This is a genomic window from Erwinia sorbitola, assembly GCF_009738185.1.
GTDB classification, from domain to species: domain Bacteria; phylum Pseudomonadota; class Gammaproteobacteria; order Enterobacterales; family Enterobacteriaceae; genus Erwinia; species Erwinia sorbitola.
On record NZ_CP046509.1, the window covers coordinates 2,613,211 to 2,632,363 of the forward strand.

Here is a 19,153-nt window from a genome sequence, read left to right on the forward strand (position 1 = left end):
CCCTGACCTTATATGAAAATCCATTCATGCTTTGCGCAGACTTCGTTTAACCTTAACCAGATTAGAATATAACTCCGGCTGCCTTAACAGCAGCCAGTTGACCGCCCCTTCAGGTTTAAGACTTTTCCCGAAATAATAGATAGCATGCATGACATAATCCGGTACGCGCTGGCCACTCGCCAGTGAAAGGTGAATCATTAACTTGAAAGAATGAATAAGATAAAGACGGCGTAATTCAGCCTTTTCATTCATTCCCTCGCTGAGGGCGATTAATTTACCGTAAGAACAGACAAAGGCGTCATAGCGCTGCCGGAAAAAACTTTCACTTTTATTACCATTGGTAAGAGAACCACTGCGAATACGTTGCCGGTAGTAAAGATTTTTACTCACCCAGGCAATGCGACAGCGCATAAATGCTTCCACAGTAAAACTGTGATCTTCATGCAGCCGGGTAATATATTTCAATTTAAATCTGTCGATAATTTCTTTTTTCAGAACGTAATTCCATGTTGCCGAAGTATAGGCCCCGCTGTGCAGCAGCCCACGGAAAATATCCTGGGCACGCAGTAAGCCAAACTGATGATGCTGTACCTTCGGATAGGTACGGGACGGATCGCCATCTTCAAACATCAGCGAATTAAAACAGAACAGCTCCACCTCAGGATAAGTGGCAATGGTCTGGCTTAACTCCTGATAAAATCCTTCACATACAACATCATCCGGATCGCAGCAGAAAATATACTGCCCCTGCGCCAGGGCAATGCCGTAGTCCCGCGCCTGGCCCAGCCCACCGTTGGGAATGGTCACGATATGTACCTGTTCCTGTGCGGCATAACGCTTCTCAATACGTGCAAGAGTATCATCAGTGGAACCATCATTAATGATAATTAACTCATTCGGTGCCGGTATTTGCGCCAGCAATGAATCAACGCATTCAACGATATAATTCGCCACGTTATACGCAGGGATAATTACTGACAGAATTTTTTGCGTCATTTCGGTTGTCTCACCATTTTGGGCACCTGTTTAATTAACACCAGAAAAATTCAAAGATCAACGCCGCTTCATGCAGCAGCAATGGTTTAGGAAAATACCTGGCGTATTATTAGAACCACAGAAACAAAAGCCCAACGAAAGTTAAACGAACCGTTGCCAATGATTAATAATTCTCTTTATAAACCTATGGTAAACAACTCATAGTCAGACTCTGTCGCGCGGTAAAATATATCAATGAACTATTAATGTATAAATAGCTCAATAAAGTCCAGGCATGAATAAATTATGACAACATTAACGCAGCATCAACGCCTTTACACTCCAGGATAAATCTCAGGAGCATTATGTTTCAGCAGGAAATCTTATAATAAGGATTATCTGACAAATTAAAAAATAAAGGTTATTTCCACCTGTTAATTGCTATCAAAATCGACAGGTTAGTAGTGGTGACGCCACCCTAACCCGGCAAGACCTGCTCGTTGTGATGTAATAACTACTTACGCTTAAAGTACGCCCCTTTATGCAGAATGCCGGATTAAACGGCTTAAAAATCGTTGATCACGCACGAGGAAACAGAAAAGTCTGATTGAACCATCACTTTCAACTCATAAGCCCGATACACAATACCGAGCGATTCCGACCTGGCTGACTTTATCAGCGGTGACAGATGCACAACAAGTAACACTTTATCCCAGCCAGAAAGCGCCAGAAATCGCTGCCAGTCACCCGTAAACGAGGCTCCGGTGCAGCAATTCACCTGCCAATGATAAATTTACTTTATTACTTAACTCAAACTGTACAAAAAATGAATTTAAATTCGATCACAGCTCAAATCTCTGAGCAGCTGAAAACGTGTAGTGCCGCATTTATGCTAGCCTGAATAACAGCCTCAGGTCACATCCAGGAACAAACCGGATGATAAAAATCATGAAAATTTCTGACAATTTTCGTCATCATTTCTTTAAAGAAGTGCTGATCCCATTGATTATTGTTCTCCTTATCACCTTTAGTGCCGGTTTTTTTACCCTGCACTGGGCTGGCGTTCGCACCAACAATGACGAGACGGCCCTTCAGCAGCAAATCGTAGAGACCACGCTGTCGCAGGCCCTGGGCGATATGCTGAAGCAGCAGCGCAGCCTGACGCAATGGCAGCCGCTGGCAGATCGTCTGGCGCAGGATAAGCCTGACCTTCAGTGGCTGAATGAAAATGTCGGTGCCTGGCTCTCAACGATGTTTGATCATCAGTTAATCTATCTGCTGGATGCTTCGGGCCACCCTGTGTACCTGTGGGAGAACGGACGCAATGTTCCGGCAGAACAGTTTGGCCATGTTGCCTTCCCGGTGCGTGCTTTTATGCAGAGCCTGCAACAGCAACACAGCCTGAAAAATGGCCGTCACGATATCGTCGGTTTTGCCCTGATTGATGATGGCCCGGCAATTGTTGCACTTGGGCAAATTAGCGGAAATGCCGCTGATAGCGGCCAGTATTCAATGCTGAGTATTCGCCGGATGGACAGCGGCTGGCTGGCATCACTTGCTCAACGGAGCCTGCTGCGCGACCTGCATTTTACCAATACTCTGTCCCGCGAAGCTGACTCTGGCTTTTACCCGCTGACTTCATTCGACGGGCTTGCCATCGGCAGCCTGCAATGGCAGGCAGAACGCCCGGGTTCACGTATGCTGCATGCTATTACGCCCGTTATGCTGCTGGTATCCCTGGTCATTATCCTGATTTGTATTGTGATGATGCGTCGCCTGTGGGTTTCCGCAATGCACCTGTCAGACTCCCTGCTTCAGCTGGGAGCATCGGAAGCGCAGGCCCAGCATCTGGCTTTTCACGATGTGCTGACGGGTTTGCCTAACCGGGCACTGGTGGAAGAGCGTATGAGCCAGGCACTGGTGCGCATCGCCCGTCAGAAAGACAAAGTGGCGCTGTTGCTGCTCGACCTCGATCGCTTTAAAACCATCAATGACACCTATGGTCATCAGGCCGGAGATGAGCTGATTGTGCAGGTGGCCCATCGCCTCAACGGGCTGGTACGCCATATCGATACTGTAGGCCGCCTGGGTGGAGATGAGTTCGTTATTATTCAGAAGGAGATCACCTCATCCAGGGATGCCTCCGAGCTGTGTCAGCGCATTATTAACGCGATGAGCCAGCCGTTTCTGCTGCTGGGTAATGAAACCTGGGTGGGCGTCAGTATTGGGGTGGTACTGGCACCAGACGATGCCACGGAGCGGATGGAAATGATGCGCAAAGCGGACATTGCTCTGTATGAGGCTAAAAATCAGGGCCGGGGTAAGTACCGGATGTTTGAACGTTCGATGGATGAGTCACTAAAAACCCGCCAGCAGATTGGTGCCGACCTGCGCCATGCCTTACAGACTAAGCGGGATCTTCACGTCTTTTATCAGCCGCTGATGGATATCAGCGGACAGAAGGTGGTGGCACTGGAAGCGCTGATCCGCTGGCAGCATCCGGTACACGGCAGGATTTCGCCCACAGAACTTATCCCGGTTGCGGAAGATATCGGGCTGATTACCCAGCTTGGCGAGTGGGTGCTGCGTGAAGCCTGTCGCGTTGCCCGTCTGTGGCCCGACCTCTCGATTGCCGTTAATGTTTCACCTTTACAGTTTCGCTCTCCTGGCTTTGTCGAACGCATTAAGGCAATCGTCAATAAAGAGCAGATTTCACCCACCCATATTGAGCTGGAAATTACCGAAGGAGTACTGATTGAAGACGAAAAAACCGCGAAGGGAATTATCGACGAGCTGCGTGAAGCCGGTTTCCGCATCGCGCTCGATGACTTCGGCACCGGCTATTCCAGCCTCAACTATCTGAGCAACTTCGCCGTCGATAAAATCAAAATTGACCGTTCATTTACCCAGTCGCTGGGCGTCACCAGCAATTCCAGCGCCATTATTGAATCCGTAGTGAAGCTGGGTCATGCCATGGGACTGACCGTTACAGCTGAAGGGGTAGAAACCCACGGTCAGATGACCGCACTGGCACGGGCCGGATGCAATCAGCTTCAGGGTTACCTGTTTTCTGAGGCGGTGCCAAAAGAGCAGCTTGATCAGCTGATTAATCAGCGCCACGCCAGTTAAGCAGCAACCGACCGACAAACAAGGCGTCAGGCGCGTTTTGCCAGCGGCACACCCTGTTGCCAGAAATCGCGCAGCAGCTGACGCGGCCATTCGGGTTCCGGGCTTACCGGCATCAAACGGGCAACCTCAGCATCATTCAGACTGTTTTTCAGGCAGGCGGTCATAATCGCTGCTGTGAATTCCGGATGAAACTGCACCGACAGCGCCTGCGCCGAGTAGCGAATAATCTGGCATCCATCCTGAGCTGAAGCAGCCAGCACCTGTGCACCCGGCGGCGGCGTCAGCACTGACTGACGATGTGACAACCAGGCAGAGAACCGCGACGGAAGCGAAGCCAGCAGCGGATCGTGATGGCTCTCGGAGCGCGCTTCCAGAGAGTATAAGCCCCGTTCCCAGCCGTTAGGGTTATCACCTACCTGCCCTCCAAGCGCATAGGACATCAGCTGATGCCCGTAGCAGACACCCAGCAGCGGCAGTCTTTCAGCGACCGCATGACGAACCCATGCCGCAGTGCGCTCACTCCAGTCAGCGTGATCGGTGACCATCGCCCAGGATCCGCTAAGGATCGCCGCAGAGATGGTGGTCAGCTCTGGCAGGTCTTCTCCGAGATCCGGACGCACGACAATATAGTCATCCTCTGAGAGATTCAGGGCCTCAACAAACCACTGATTCTGCTCCCCGACAACACCACTGACCGCCTGTGGCGGTTTTTCAAGCTGGATAATGGCTAACGGAAGTCTCACTGTCATCTTGCTCTATCCTCGATATCACGGCAGGGTCGCTTACCCTGCTGGCTATCATGGCACCGGGTTTCAACCCTGTCTCATAACATTTTCTGTCATTCTATAAACAAAGCATCGGCTTAACCCGGCAGGTTTGCCCTGCTTTGCACCACAGGCTGCTAAAAATACCGCTGAGTTCAGCGCCTCATTTGGTGCATTTCATGCCATGCTTATCAGGAATACTTCGTTATTTTCTAAGGACTGTGCAGTGGCTCTGCGTCATTTTTTGCTGATTTTGCTGGTGGTGTCGATTTGGGCATTTAATAACATCGCTATAAAATGGGGGCTGCTTGACCTGCCGCCCCTGCTGATGATCGCCATGCGCTTTGTGGTGGTGGCGATCATTCTGGTGCCCTTTACCCGTGTGACTCGCCAGCAGCTTTATTATCTGGTGCCCCTCGGTTTTACCTTCGGATTTATGCACTTCGCTCTGCTTTTTGTCAGCCTCAACTACACCGATGCAGGAACGGCGGCGGTGATTGTGCAGCTCGGTACACCGATCGCCATGCTGCTGGCGATGGTCATCCTGAAAGAAAAACTGCGGCTGGTGCAGCTGCTTGGCATCATGATTTCACTGAGCGGCGTGGTCGTGCTGGCGGGTAGCCCGACCATCCCTAACTGGTGGGTGCTGGTGCTGCTGCTACTTAGCGCCTTTGGCTGGGCAATCAGCAATATGATTGTAAAAAAATCACCCGCCATCAGCCCGCTCACCCTCACCGGCTGGCTCTCATTTTTCGCCATTCCGCTGGTGGGATGCGCATCCTGGGTGGTTGAATCTGACCAGCTCAATCTGCTGCTACACTCTTCATGGCGGGGCTGGTTTGGCATTCTGTTCAGCGCCATTGGCTCGTCGATCGTGGCGTATTCCCTGTGGTACAGCCTGCTGAAGCACTACAACGTCAATCTTATTATGCCTTATTCCCTGTTGACGCCCGTGCTGGCGGTGATTATGGGGGTTGTGGTGCTGGGCGACAGTATGAACAGCTATAAAGCCGCAGGGGCGCTGCTGGTGATTGCCGGCACCGCGATTGCCGTGATTAACCTGCGTAACCTGAAAATGCATGCTCGCCTGCCGCGCTTCCGTTATGACCGCTACAGGAAAAAACGTACCCGCCCCTGAAACCTCACAAGGAGAGTCTGATGGATAACCGCCTGAGCGATGCACTGTGGCAACAGCTGTGGCATGGTCTGCGTAACGACACCGCGCCGCTGCCTGAACTTATCATTAACGGCGACCAGGCGCTGATATCGGCTTACCCGGTCAGCGAACTCGCCGCAGCCAGTATCGGGCTGGCCGCTACCGCCGCCGCCCGTTTGACACAGAATACCCACACGGCTGAAATCAACGGGCCGCTGGCCTCGCGCTGGTTCCAGTCCGCACTGCGCCCGGTTAACCGCGCGACACCGCCGCAGTGGGATCAGTTCGCCGGGGATTACGCCACGGAAGACGGCTGGCTGCGCCTGCACACCAATGCACCCCATCACCGGGCGGCAATGGAGCGAGTGCTGGGGCAGCACGGCGATCGGCAACAGCTGGCGGCCACCGTCGCCCGCTGGAAAGGGGAGGAACTTGAGCAGGCGGTGGTGGATGCCGGAGGCTGTGCCGCTGCCCTGCGTAGCCACAGCGAATGGCAGCAGCACGCCCAGGGCCAAAGCGTCAGCAGGGAAGCATTAATCGGGCAAACCCTTCATGCCTGCGGCCCGGCTCCTGCCTGGCGTCTCTGCACTTCCCGCCCCCTGATCGGTGTGCGGGTACTTGACCTGACGCGCATTATTGCCGGGCCGGTGGCAACGCGTTTTCTCGCCGGACTGGGAGCAGAAGTATTACGCATCGATCCGCCCGGCTGGCAGGAACCGTCACTGGAGGAGGAGATCACGCCAGGCAAACGCTGTGCGCGACTTGATCTTAAATCTGCCGGGGGACGGCGTCAGTTTGAACAACTCCTCAGCCAGTGTGATGTGCTGGTTCATGGTTACCGCGCCGATGCGCTTGGCGACCTGGGATATGACAGCGACACCCTGCAAAGTTTGCATCCGGGGTTGGTAGATGTGAGTCTGAACGCCTGGGGCTGGACAGGGCCATGGCGCAATCGCCGCGGGTTTGACAGCCTGGTGCAGATGGCCTGCGGAATTGCCGAGCGTGGCCGACTGTGGCAGCACAGCGATGCACCGGTGCCGCTGCCCGTTCAGGCGCTGGATCATGCCACTGGCTATATGATGGCCGCCGCCGTGCTGGAAGGATTACGCCAGCGAGTGCTGAATCATACCGGCTTTTCTGCGCGGCTTTCACTGGCGCGCACTGCCTGCCTGTTAATGGATGCCCCCTACCCGCAGGACGCACAGCCCGCAGGCCTCGCCCCCCGCCAGCCGCAGGATGAGGACTCCGAAGCACTGATTTCTCACTGGGGAATTAGCTACCGCTTACGCTCACCATTCTGGCTGCCGGGAATGCCGCTGATCTGGTCACGAGCGCCATCGCCCTTTGGTTCTGCCGCCGCAGAGTGGCTGTAGAGGCGCGGCAGGCCGCGCCTGCGTTGAAGAAGGGATCGCGCGTAACCGACAGTTAGGCGTTCTCGTCTTCCAGCTCATCGCGCATTGCCTGTAACGCTTCCCGGCTGAGAGCCGCCAGGGTACGGTAAAACGCCGTACCCGCATGCGCCTCGACCTTGCCAAGGAAAGCGCCAACCCACGGCAGCAGGAACTCATCAAACAGCTGAATCTGTGCCTGAGACTCATCGGCTTCTGACTGATCTTCCAGCCAGGACGAGGCCAGCAGTAACGCGCCGATATGGTCGACAGGCGCGTCGGTCAGCGGCATGCCGCGCTGGCTGAGAAACGCCCGAATATCCGCTTCCTGCGGGCCATTTTCCCACTGAGAACCGTACGGCGACACCTTGCATTCCGCGCCAACAAATAACGCGTTGTAATCCGCTGCCAGCAGCGCAGGATCGCTGTTCTGCTGTAAGCGGGTGAGCAGCTCATCCTGCTCCAGCGGCCAGTGCTGCTGGAGTTTACCTTCGCGCAGCATGGTAAATAGCGGAACCAGCAGCGGATCCTGAGGCTGACGGTTATACAGAGAGCCAAGGATGCGGCAGATGATGGAAAACTCATTCATGTAATTTCAATTCCGTTAAGAGTAATGTGTGACACTGTCACATGTCAGCGAATTCAGCAATTTCCCTGCCGGTACGCTGTTGCAGGAAGTCCAGCAGGCGACGTGGCGTGACATTTAACACGCGATCCTCCGGAAAATCCACTTCGCGCATAATACGCAGGCAGTGCTCAAAGTTGCCAAGGGTAAAGGCGGTATGCGAATCCGATCCCAGTGCCAGGCGGCCTCCGGCATCCCGCACCGCAGCAGCAACGGCACGACAATTAGGCTCGCTGCCCAGGCGGGAAGTAGTAAATGAGGAGTTATTCAGCTCCAGCGCCACGTCATACTTCGCGGCGGCTTCGGCAACGGCCTGAATATCAATGGGATACTTCGGGTTTCCGGGATGGCTGATGATATGCACCAATCCGTTTGCCATGGTGGCAATCATCGCCTCGGTATTACTCGCCTTATCCTGCGGCGCCAGCACCGGCTCGTGGAAGCCCGCCACGATGATATCTATGGAGTCGAGCATTGGCCCGCTGCAATCAATCTCCCCCTGAATATTTTTAATATTCGCTTCAATACCGCGCAGCACGCCAACGCCGTCAATCACCCGAGGCCACACCTTCATATTGACGAAATGCCAGTAGTGCGGTGCATCGGCCATATCCGGGCCGTGGTCAGTAATCGCCAGTAGTTTAACGCCGCAGGTCTGCGCCTGTAACACATAGTCACGCAGCGTGCTGTAAGCGTGAGTGCTGGCAACGGTGTGCATATGAAGGTCAACTGGGTACATCGGTTCTCTCCTTTAGATTAATAGCCGCGACTGATATCCACGCGCCCCTCCGGCATCTCGCCGTTTTCACATCGCAGCATAGCCTGCGCAATGTAGTCCATAGCTTCGTCTGGCAAGGTTACAGCCGCATTATGAGGTGTGATAGCGATATCAGGATGTGACCAGAAAGCATGTTCTGCGGGCAGCGGCTCGTGATTAAACACATCCAGTGCGGCAGCGCTGACCTCACCCGCTTCTATTGCCGCCAGCAGATCCGCCTCAACCAGATGAGCACCGCGCGCCAGGTTCAGCAAAAATGCACCTGGTTTGAGCTGACTCAGCAGGTGGCGATTAAGAATCCCCTGGGTCTGCGGCGTGTTTGGCAGCAGGTTGATAAGCACCTGAGTTGAGGAAAGAAACGCACCCAGCTGCTGCTCGCCGTGAAAGCTGGTAACGCCGTCGATCTGCTTCGCTGTGCGGCTCCAGCAGCTAACAGGGAAGTCCCACGCCAGCAGGCTTTGTGCCACGCTGCGGCCGAGGACACCGGCCCCCAGGATACCAACAGAGAAATCACTGCGCTTGCGATTGCGCAGATGGTGCCAGAGCGTTTCGGTTTTCTGCTTCTGATATTCAGGAAAGCGCCGGAACCAGCCGAGTACGTGGTACACCGCGTACTCCTGCATCTGCCGCCCCATTCCGGTATCTTCCAGACGGAACAGAGGCACGCCTGGTGCCAGCATTTCAGGATGTTCACGCAGCTGTCCGAGGATATCGTCTACGCCTGCCCCGAGGGCAAATACTGCTTTGAGCTTGCGCCCCTGGAGCATCTCAACCGGCGGCTGGCGCACCAGTGCATAGTCACTGTGGCCGTTGTCGCCGGGCTGCCACTGCCGGATGCGGGCATCAGGAAGACGCTGCTGTAAGCCGTTGATCCAGGTCTCTGCCTTAAAGAACGGATGATAAAAAATGATATCCACGTTTTTCTCCTGTTTTTCTGTTTATGGAAGAAAACAGAGCGACTGGCAAGTGAAATATGGGGCAGCTGCCTGCCCCGCCTGACGATTAGCGGCGCTCAACCTGATGAATCAGCTGGCGCAACATCGGAATAAGGAAGATCATCAGCAGCCCGATTGCCGCACTGCCCCAGCCCAGCAGGCTGAAAATATGGCTGTAGCCGGGGTTAGTGATCAGCGGTGTACTGCCGCTGTTTTCCGGCATCAGCGCAGAAATATGGCCTGAGAGCACCGATGCCACACCGGTAACCATCATCCAGCAGCCCATCATTACCCCCTGATAGCGTACCGGGGCCAGTTTACCAATCATGGCGTAACCGATAGGAGAGATCAGCAGCTCACCCAGGCTTTGCAGCACGTAGCTGATGACGATCCATTTAAACGCCACCATGCCGTCCTCGCCAGCCAGCGCGATACCAAGCGGCAACACCAGCATACCCAGACCAATACAGAATAAAGAGGCTGAGAATTGCAGCGGGATATCGATACGCCATGCTCGTTCACGCAGATTGCGGAACCCCATCGCCAGCAGCGGGCCGCCGACCACAATCACCAGCGTGTTAATATTCTGCACCCACTGCGGCGCAACCCGGATGCCATAAACGTTAAGGTTGATATTGTGTTCGGTGAACAGCATTAATCCCATTGGTGCCAGTTGATACAGCGTCCAGAACACCAGTGAACCGAGGGCAAGGATCAGGTATGCGCCCATCCGCCGCTGCTCATCGCGAGGGCGATGGCGCAGGGTGGTGAGGCAGAGCAGCAGAAAGATTGCTGCGCCCAGCACCAGTACAAAGCTGCCGGTAAAGCCTGCATGGTTAAGCATAAGACGTATGGTTGGAACCAGCAATATCAGTACTGCCAGCCCGGCGAGCATACGCCAGCGGAATTGCCGCTTGCTGGCATGCAGCAGTGGCGTATTGATATCTCCCAGGATTTTCCAGCAAAGCAGCGAGATAACGATGGCGATAGCATTACCGACGGTAGCAAACAGGAATAGCGCTTCGTAATGTTCGCTGAGTTGGAAATACCCGGCCCCGGTAAAGCCGAGGAAGAAGCCAAGATTCATCCCGGCGTAATTCCACAGGAAGGCGCTTTCACGGCGGTTATCCTCCGGAGCAAAGCGCTGGGTCAGCATCATATTGATGCAGGTAACGTTCAGCCCGCTACCGGTCAGAAACATTGCCAGCCCCCAATACAGTCCTTCGGCGCTCTGCCCTGACAGCGTCCAGCAGCCAGCGACCTGAAGCACCATACCCAGCACAAACAGATTACGGTTGCTGAGGAAACGTCCGCCGAGATAGCCGCCAAACAGGTGCAGCCCGTAGTTAAAGGCGCCAAATACGCCCATCATAGTATTCGCCTGCCCTTCACTGAATCCGAGCCGTTTGGTGGCATACAGCACAAGGCTGGAATAGAGCACCGCAAAGCCCATAGTGGCGAAGATCTGGATAAAGAACAGCGCGCCGGTTCCGCCCGGCACCTGCTGTTGGGGTATAGGCCTGGTCTGTTCCACAACTAACCTCAGTTTTTCCTGCCAAATTAAGCCGGTTATTATGCACTTTTTCCGCGAGATGATCGGTGGCGATCTGATGTAACGCCTTGATTGGCGGTCTCCATTGCCGTTTTAAACAGCAAAGTGCGTTAAAACTGACTAAACGCGCTCAATTTTCAGGAATGGCTGTTGACCGCAGCAGGCGTTTTCCCCTACATTAGCGCCCGTCAGCAACCTGTTTGCGGCAACAATATGGTGAGGTGTCCGAGTGGCTGAAGGAGCACGCCTGGAAAGTGTGTATACGGCAACGTATCGAGGGTTCGAACCCCTCTCTCACCACCATATTTAAAGAGAAATGCCTGAGCGAAAGTTCAGGCATTTTTTTTATGCATATTTCGCAGCTGTAGGGGTCGGGCATGCCCGACCCGGGACGAGGCGTGCCTCGCCCCTACAACACACATTACAGAATATCCTACGGCTGTAGGGGTCGGGCATGCCCGACCCGGGACGAGGCGTGCCTCGCCCCTACGATACACATTACAGAATATCCCACGGCTGCAGGGGTCGGGCATGCCCGACCCGGGACGAGGCGTGCCTCGCCCCTGCGATACACGTTACAGAATATCCCACGGCTGCAGGGGTCGGGCATGCCCGACCCGGGACGAGGCGTGCCTCGCCCCTACAACACACATTACAGAATATGCCGACGGCTGCAGGAGGCGGCATTCCCGACCCGGGACGAGGCGTGCCTCGCCCCTACAACACACATTACAGAATATGCCGACGGCTGCAGGGGACGGCATGCCCGACCCGGGACGAGGCGTGCCTCGCCCCTACAACACACATTACAGAATATCCCACGGCTGCAGGGGGCGGCATGCCCGACCCGGGACGAGGCGTTCCTCGCCCCTACAACACACATTACAGAATATGCCGACGGCTGCAGGGGGCGGGCATGCCCGACCCGGGACGAGGCGTGCCTCGCCCCTACAATACACGTTACAGAATATCCCACGGCTGCAGGGGGCGGCATGCCCGACCCGGGACGAGGCATGCCTCGCCCCTGCAATACACATTACAGAATATCCCACGGCTGCAGGGGGCGGCATGCCCGACCCGGGACGAGGCGTGCCTCGCCCCTACGATACACATTACAGAATATGCCGACGGCTGCAGGGGGCGGCATGCCCGACCCGGGACGAGGCGTGCCTCGCCCCTGCGATACCCGATACAGACTGCCTGCCTCGCCCCCGCGGTATACCGTCAGATAAACATCCGTTACTTGATATCCAGCGCGTCCTTGATGGTATAAAACAGATCGGTCTGATCGGTCAGGCCAACCACGTTGGCCGCATGAGGGCCGTATGCCGCGATGCGCAGTTGGGTACCGGTGTGGCCCTGCGAATCCTCTTCGGAATTGCCGTAGCTGATGGTCATCGGGCTGCCGTCTTTGGTGATCAGCGTCTGAGTCAGTCCGGGCGCCTTGCTGTCATTGGCGATGATCTGGCTGGAGTGCGCATGGTCTGCGGTTACAATCACCAGCGTGTTGCCATCTTTACGCGCAAATTCCAGCGCCTTTTGCACCGCTTCATCCAGATCCACAGTTTCACCAATCTGACCGCAAGGGTTAGCCGCGTGATCCTGCTTATCGATTGACGCGCCCTCAACCTGGAGGAAGAAACCCTGCTGTTTACTGCTTAACAGGGAGATGGCTTTGTCTGTCATCTGGGCCAGAGTCGGCGTTGACTCCGGGCGTTCAGCGTTCACTTCGCAGGTGACCGGTTTGCCATCAAGGTTACCGTGATAAACCGCTTTTGGCCCTTTCCAGCGCACCGGCATATTGCCATCGGCGAACAGTCCCAGTACCGGCTTGTTATCACTGGCTTCGTTCAGGGCGTTCATCGCATTCAGATCGTTAACCAGCTGAAAGCCACGCTGCTCCGCCTGCTCTGCCAGCGTTTTGCCCTGCCATTCGCCAGCAGTGGCCGTCTCTTTAAACGTTTTACCGCCGCCTCCGAAGGTGACGTCTGCGCGGGCATTCAGCAGCTGTTCAGCTATCGAACCTTTCCCGCCTTTTTCCAGCGCATTGGTGGCACAAAGCTCACTGGTTTTTACCGGGCCGTAGCATTTACGTGAGGTTACATGAGCAATCTGTGCAGCCGGGGTAGCATCTTCCAGTTCAGCGGTCGAGACGTTACCCGTCGCCTTTCCGGCTGCTTTGGCCAGCTCCAGCAGTGACGGATGATCCCTGCCGTTTACATCCACACCAATGGCACCATTGTAAGACTTAACGCCCGTGGCCCAGGCGGTCGCAGATGCTGCTGAATCGGTAACGTAATCAGGTTTATGGCTTTTTTTATCCAGCGAGTAATGGGTGTACTGCCCGGTGAGCGGCAGTGCATCGATGCCTTTAAAGAAACCGCCTGCTCCTTCCGCATAGTTTCGCGCGGCTGTAATTTCCGAATCCCCCATGCCATCACCAATCAGCAGGATGACGTTTTTCGCCGTCGTGTTGCTCAGGGATGCTTTAATTGCCTCGGTCTGGTCACCGGTGAGACGCCGCGCCCCGCCCGGCTGGGTAATATCCCCTTGTGCTGCGCGATTATAGGTGGCGATATCAGCGACTGCTGAAGAGCAGACCAGGGATGTGAGCAGGGAAAGTGCGAAGGCTTTATGTTTCATTTGTGGCGATCTCCATGAATAAATTTTACTTAATATTTCAGGTGGTCAGTCTGCGATACAACTATTTCATTTCTGTGTCAGTGAGATGACGAGGAGATTTCATTGCGCGGCGGGTACGTTGATGATTTTTTGCGATTGCTCATGAGTTAAGCGAATAGAAGCACAGGGAAAAATACTACTTGACCCATTAACCGCTACTGCCTATAGTAGCGCCCCGTTGCCCCCTGCGGGTGACGGCAGTAAAAATATGGTGAGGTGTCCGAGTGGCTGAAGGAGCACGCCTGGAAAGTGTGTATACGGCAACGTATCGAGGGTTCGAACCCCTCTCTCACCACCATATTCAAAGAGAATGCCTGAGCGAAAGTTCAGGCATTTTTTTATGCATATTTCGCCGGTGTAGGGGTCGGGCATGCCCGACCCGGGACGAGGCGTGCCTCGCACCTGCGCTACACATAACATATTGCGTGCCTCGCACCACGAAAGTGTGATCCGGCGCACAATCTGCTTACCCTCCCCCCCATCAATATCACGTATGTTCTCTTTCTGATTTTAAAATTAACTTCTTAATTTTTCTTACCTTACTCTCAGGGCTCCCTATGAATGATATTACCCAACTGCTGAAAAGCCATCGCAGCGAGCGCAGCTATCTTGATACGCCGATCGCCGACCACATTCTTGATGACATCATCGAAACCGCATGGCGTGCCCCAACGTCTGTAAACTCGCAGCAGGTTTCGCTGGTGGTGGTTCGCGACCCGGCCACTCGTGCACGTATTGCAGAACTGGCCGGAGGGCAGCCGTGGATTGCTAAGGCACCGGTTTTCATCACCTTTGTGTTTGATATGCATAAAAGCCAGCTGGGGATTGCCGCAGAAAACAAACAGCAGATTGCCCATGAAAGCCTTGAAAGCCTGATTTCCGGCTCCACCGACATTGGCATTGCTCTCGGTGCAGTGATGACGGCGGCGCGCTCTCACGGACTGGGCGTGGTGCCAATTGGCGGTATCCGTCGTGAACCTGAGGCGTTGATTGAGCTGTTGCAGTTACCAGAGCTGACCTTCCCGGTGGCTGGTGTTGTGCTTGGCTATGTTGATGAACCCGCCGTCCAGAAACCACGGATGTCGCTGGCAGGCTTCCGCCATGAAGAACGTTATGACTCAGCCTCGCTGCCGGATGTGATTAAAGCCTACAATCAGGTACTGGTTGCCCACTGGCAGAGTACCGGGCGTACCGATGGGGATAACTGGGGCAATAACACCGCCAGCTATTATCAGAATATCTATTTCCCTAAAGTGCAGCCTGCAATTTTGAAACAGGGCTTTGGCATCGATAAATAAGCATAAAAAAGCCCGGACAGTGCCGGGCTTTGTTATTACGGGGGCTTGCAGAATAACAGCTCCTGCTATTCTGTCTGACCTGTCTGACTAACTGTAAGCAAGCAGTGCACGCTGGCAAAGCTCTGAACGCACACAGTCCTGTTTATCAAAACGCACCACGCCAATCATCTCATCCTCCTCGAAGCGCGCCATCGCGTCGCTGAGTCCGGACTTCACATGAGCAGGCAAATCACACTGAGTGATATCACCATTGACGATAACCGTGACGTTTTCTCCGAGGCGGGTTAAAAACATTTTCATTTGGGCGGCGGTGACGTTCTGCGCCTCATCCAGAATCACCACAGCGTTTTCGAAGGTGCGGCCACGCATATAAGCGAAGGGAGCGATTTCCACTTTGCCAATTTCGGGACGCAGGCAGTATTGCATAAAGGACGATCCCAGACGTTTAACCAGAACGTCATATACCGGCCGGAAGTACGGGGCAAATTTCTCTGAGATATCTCCAGGCAGGAATCCCAGATCCTCATCCGCCTGCAACACCGGGCGCGTAACGATGATCCTGTCGACATCCTTATGTATCAGGGCCTCAGCCGCTTTTGCGGCGCTGATCCAGGTTTTACCGCAGCCTGCTTCGCCGGTAGCAAAGATCAGCTTCTTACTTTCTATGGCGTGGAGATAGTGCGCCTGAGCTTCATTTCTGGCTTCAATCGGCGAGTGGTCGCGGGTATCGCGAGCCATGCCAATAGAGTCCAGTCCGCCCATCTGCACCAGCGAGGTGACCGATTCTTCTTCGCGCTGACGATGACTGCGTGAATCACTACGAAGCACACGTTTTGCTTCACGACGCGCTTTGATCACTGCTTTCTGTCTTCCCATAGTGGCACCTTACAGTTGGTTTCATTTCCCGCATCAGTTATATCAATGCGATTACGTGAACGCTTTAGAGGTTGTGGCTTCCTTTTAAGCCTTGTCTGGCCGTTGGAACAAATGCAAAGCAGAGCGCATGCCCGCAGTGCACCGGAAAGGGTTAAAGGAGTTGAGTTGCCGTTGGATTGTGAAAGAAGTGAAAGTTACAGAGGAAATGTATTCCTCACAAATGTTTGCGATATAAGACGTTACGACTAATAACCCGTTAAGGGATCTCTGCATTCGCTATCTCCACCCATAAAAACTCGATGCGAAAATCAACAGCAATTTCATATTCTTCATATTAGCTAAAAAAAGCAACATTTTTTTTACCGTTTATATGACAGTTAGATGAACCTGTTTTTTATCATGAAGTTACGAAAGAGAATTTATTTTTAACGCAGGTGCAGGAAAGAGTAAATGGGTGATTTTTAATCAGATCAATTGTATTGCGCTTATTACCTGGAGCAGCAAAAGATTAGCGGATTAAGATTAATCCGCTAAATAAGATCAGGCTTCCAGCAGCCCCTGGGCCAGATAGTGCTGTGCGTCCGCCACGCCTGGCAACACGAAGAAATATCCACCGCCAATCGGTTTTATATATTCTTCAAGCGCTTCGCCATTAAGGCGTTTCTGCACGGTAAGAAAACCTTTTTCTAAATCGTGCTGATAACAGACAAACAGCAATCCCATCTCCAGCTGGCCAGAATTAGAAACTCCCAGAGAATAACTGTAACCACGACGCAGCATCAGGCTGGATTGCGTTTCCGGCGTGCGCGGGTTAGCCAGACGGATATGGGCATCCATCGGAATAACGTCGCCCTGCGGATCGCTGGCATAATCAGGCACATCATGCTCTTTATGCATACCCAACGGCGCACCGCTATGTTTCTCACGGCCAAAAATGGTCTGCTGTTCACGCAGCGGAGTACGATCCCAGAACTCTACGTGGAACTGGATAATACGCGCCACCTGGTAGCTGCCACCCAGCGTCCACGCTGGTTCGCCCTGCCCCTTGCTGACCCACAGAATATTATCCATCAGGTTGCCGTCGGTACTGTCCGGATTCGCCGTGCCGTCTTTAAAGCCCAGCAGGTTTATCGGCGTCTCTTTGCCTCTGCTACGTGCCGCATGATCCGAGATAAACCCTTCACGCCGCCAGCGTACACTGAGCAGATCCGGCGAATGCTTGATAATATCGCGCAGCGCATGGATCACCGTGTCATTGGTATTTGCACAAATCTGCAATAGCAGATCGCCGTGGCACAGCCGGGCATCAAGGGAATCATTCGGGAAGCGCGTCATCGGCTGCAACTTCAGCGGTTTTAAACCCTGTAAACCGAAACGCTCGTCAAACAATGAAGTGCCGACGGAAACCGTAATAGTGAGGTTATCCGGATAGATATCATCACCCAGAATCCCGGAATCCATTGGCGGCAGCTGCGGATTGGTAACCAGCGGCGCTTTACCGCCTGCGGTCAGAAACGCAATACGGTCGGTTAACAGGCGGAACAGACGCACCAGATCGGCTTTGTCCGTGGCCAGCACATCAAAAGCCACCAGCATCATTGACGCCTGCTGCGGCGTGGTGATCCCGGCCTGATGAGCACCATAAAATGGCTGGCGCTCCTGGCGGGCACCGGGTGGCAGGGTTCCCGGCGATGAGGTTTTCTCTTCACTGGCCGCATGAACCGGGCAACCACCCGCCACGACCAGGGCACCGCTGAGGATGCCCATCCCTTTCAGTAAACGACGACGTGACGCTAACGCCACGCCATCAACAGGTTTTGCCATTTATAATTAATCCAGCCCCAGCGTACCGCGCAGCAGTGCAAGATCTTCGGCCAAAGCCGTGATAGGACCTTTCAGCGCCGTGCGATCGGCATCAGTTAATTTTTCGTAGGATTCAAAGCCATCTTTGGTACGGTACTTCGCCAGAATGGTGTCGACTTTCTTAAAGTTACCGTCCACTTTCGCCAGCAGCTGCGGGTTAGCTTTCTGCACCAGCGGACGCAGCAGGTTAACAATCTTCTGCGCGCCATCAACGTTGGCCTGGAAATCCCACAGATCAGTCCGGCTGTAGCGGTCTTCTTCACCGGAAATTTTGCTGGAAGCGACTTCCTCAATCAGACCGGCAGCACCGCCCACGACTTTGCCCGGAGGGAAGGCCAGCTCACTGATTCGGGTTTGCAGATCCAGCACATCTTTGTACAGCTGGTCGGCGAATTTATCCATACCTTTGGTGGTGTTATCAGCAAACAGTACCTTTTCCAGACGGTGGAAACCGGTGAACTTCGGATCGGATGCTTTCTTCTCGAAATCATCTTCACGGGCATCAATGGCACCGTCGAGATCGGAGAACAGTTCAGCGATAGGTTCGATGCGCTCATAGTGCTGACGGGTTGGTGCAAACAGCGCTTTTGCCTTCTCCAGATCGCCCGCTTTCACCGCATCGGTAAAGGCTTTGGTGCCCGCAACCAGCTGTTCGACTTCTTTAGTGACATACAGCTTGTAATCAGCAATCGGGCCAACCAGTTGCAGCACATCAGGCTTGCCATCGTTGACTTTGCTGCCGTTGGCTTTAACGATCAGCTTGCCTTTCGGGTTGCTCAACAGGCCGCAGGTAATGTCGTACTCACCGGCTTCCAGGTTAGCCGTCAGCTTCTGGGTGAAGGATGGCGCGATATTTTCACGCTCTTCCACTACCATCACGCCTTTCAGAATCTCCCACTCCAGCGCTTTCTGGCTGTTATTTTTGATGATGAACTGTGTTTTCCCGGCATCAACCGTCAGCGTCATCGGCTCACACTGTTTATCGGTCACGCTAACGTTAACCTTCGGGATATCGGCAGCCAGCGCAGCACCGGACGAGGTGAGAGCCGCAAGCAGAGCAGCATTCAGTGCCTGGCGGCGAAAGTGTGTGGTCATAAAGTGATCCCAGTTAAAGTGTTATAAGCGGCAGACC

14 protein-coding genes and 2 tRNA genes are annotated in these 19,153 nt (G+C 54.1%); 6 read left to right on the forward strand and 10 right to left on the reverse strand.

Translation table 11 applies throughout. The features are described from left to right. Positions 1-24 precede the first annotated feature (24 nt). Positions 25-996, reverse strand: coding sequence for a glycosyltransferase family 2 protein (locus tag GN242_RS11690; protein ID WP_156287525.1), 972 nt, complete (start codon positions 994-996; stop codon positions 25-27). Between the two features lie 927 nt (positions 997-1,923). Here GN242_RS11690 and GN242_RS11695 point away from each other — a divergent pair. After that, positions 1,924-4,104, forward strand: coding sequence for a putative bifunctional diguanylate cyclase/phosphodiesterase (locus GN242_RS11695; RefSeq protein ID WP_231617089.1), 2,181 nt, complete (start codon positions 1,924-1,926; stop codon positions 4,102-4,104). 26 nt (positions 4,105-4,130) lie between these two features. Here the strand turns inward: GN242_RS11695 and GN242_RS11700 are convergent, their stop codons facing one another. Then, on the reverse strand, positions 4,131-4,853 hold the full coding sequence (locus GN242_RS11700) for a glutamine amidotransferase (RefSeq protein ID WP_154750929.1): 723 nt from the start codon (positions 4,851-4,853) through the stop codon (positions 4,131-4,133). 241 nt (positions 4,854-5,094) lie between these two features. On the opposite strand from GN242_RS11700, the gene GN242_RS11705 reads away from it, so the two are divergent. Both GN242_RS11705 and GN242_RS11710 read left to right on the forward strand, forming a co-directional pair. Beyond that, the gene (locus GN242_RS11705) at positions 5,095-6,006 is read left to right on the forward strand and encodes a DMT family transporter (protein WP_156287527.1); all 912 of its coding nucleotides are present in this window, start codon (positions 5,095-5,097) and stop codon (positions 6,004-6,006) included. Between the two features lie 20 nt (positions 6,007-6,026). After that, positions 6,027-7,397: a CoA transferase gene (locus GN242_RS11710; RefSeq protein ID WP_154750927.1), complete on the forward strand. Its 1,371-nt coding sequence runs from the start codon at positions 6,027-6,029 to the stop codon at positions 7,395-7,397. Between the two features lie 52 nt (positions 7,398-7,449). On the opposite strand, the gene GN242_RS11715 is transcribed toward GN242_RS11710, so the two are convergent. The 4 genes from GN242_RS11715 to GN242_RS11730 form a co-directional block, all read right to left on the reverse strand. Next, complete coding sequence (locus tag GN242_RS11715; protein WP_154750926.1) at positions 7,450-8,001, reverse strand: TorD/DmsD family molecular chaperone; 552 nt, start codon at positions 7,999-8,001, stop codon at positions 7,450-7,452. Between the two features lie 37 nt (positions 8,002-8,038). Then, entirely contained in the window at positions 8,039-8,776 is a 738-nt protein-coding gene (locus GN242_RS11720) for a phosphatase (protein WP_156287528.1), read from the reverse strand. A gap of 17 nt (positions 8,777-8,793) precedes the next feature. Next, positions 8,794-9,732 (reverse strand): glyoxylate/hydroxypyruvate reductase GhrA, encoded by a 939-nt coding sequence (gene ghrA / locus GN242_RS11725; protein ID WP_156287529.1) that lies wholly within the window; start codon positions 9,730-9,732, stop codon positions 8,794-8,796. An 85-nt stretch (positions 9,733-9,817) separates the two neighbouring features. Then, positions 9,818-11,284, reverse strand: coding sequence for a peptide MFS transporter (locus tag GN242_RS11730; RefSeq protein ID WP_305038637.1), 1,467 nt, complete (start codon positions 11,282-11,284; stop codon positions 9,818-9,820). Positions 11,285-11,517: 233 nt separating this feature from the next. On the opposite strand from GN242_RS11730, the gene GN242_RS11735 reads away from it, so the two are divergent. Further along, positions 11,518-11,605: transfer RNA gene (locus GN242_RS11735), tRNA-Ser, on the forward strand. Positions 11,606-12,541: 936 nt separating this feature from the next. On the opposite strand, the gene phoA is transcribed toward GN242_RS11735, so the two are convergent. Further along, entirely contained in the window at positions 12,542-13,945 is a 1,404-nt protein-coding gene (gene phoA, locus GN242_RS11740; RefSeq protein WP_154750923.1) for an alkaline phosphatase, read from the reverse strand. A 249-nt stretch (positions 13,946-14,194) separates the two neighbouring features. Here phoA and GN242_RS11745 point away from each other — a divergent pair. After that, positions 14,195-14,282, forward strand: a tRNA-Ser gene (locus GN242_RS11745). A 259-nt stretch (positions 14,283-14,541) separates the two neighbouring features. Next, complete coding sequence (locus tag GN242_RS11750) at positions 14,542-15,282, forward strand: NADPH-dependent oxidoreductase (protein WP_156287531.1); 741 nt, start codon at positions 14,542-14,544, stop codon at positions 15,280-15,282. A gap of 87 nt (positions 15,283-15,369) precedes the next feature. On the opposite strand, the gene phoH is transcribed toward GN242_RS11750, so the two are convergent. The 3 genes from phoH to efeO form a co-directional block, all read right to left on the reverse strand. After that, entirely contained in the window at positions 15,370-16,158 is a 789-nt protein-coding gene (phoH, locus tag GN242_RS11755) for a phosphate starvation-inducible protein PhoH (RefSeq protein ID WP_154750921.1), read from the reverse strand. A gap of 540 nt (positions 16,159-16,698) precedes the next feature. Further along, positions 16,699-17,982 carry an iron uptake transporter deferrochelatase/peroxidase subunit gene (gene efeB, locus GN242_RS11760; RefSeq protein ID WP_156287532.1) on the reverse strand — a complete coding sequence of 428 codons (1,284 nt, stop codon included), beginning with the start codon at positions 17,980-17,982 and terminating at the stop codon, positions 16,699-16,701. A 6-nt stretch (positions 17,983-17,988) separates the two neighbouring features. Continuing rightward, positions 17,989-19,116, reverse strand: coding sequence for an iron uptake system protein EfeO (gene efeO / locus GN242_RS11765; RefSeq protein WP_154750919.1), 1,128 nt, complete (start codon positions 19,114-19,116; stop codon positions 17,989-17,991). Positions 19,117-19,153: the final 37 nt, after the last annotated feature.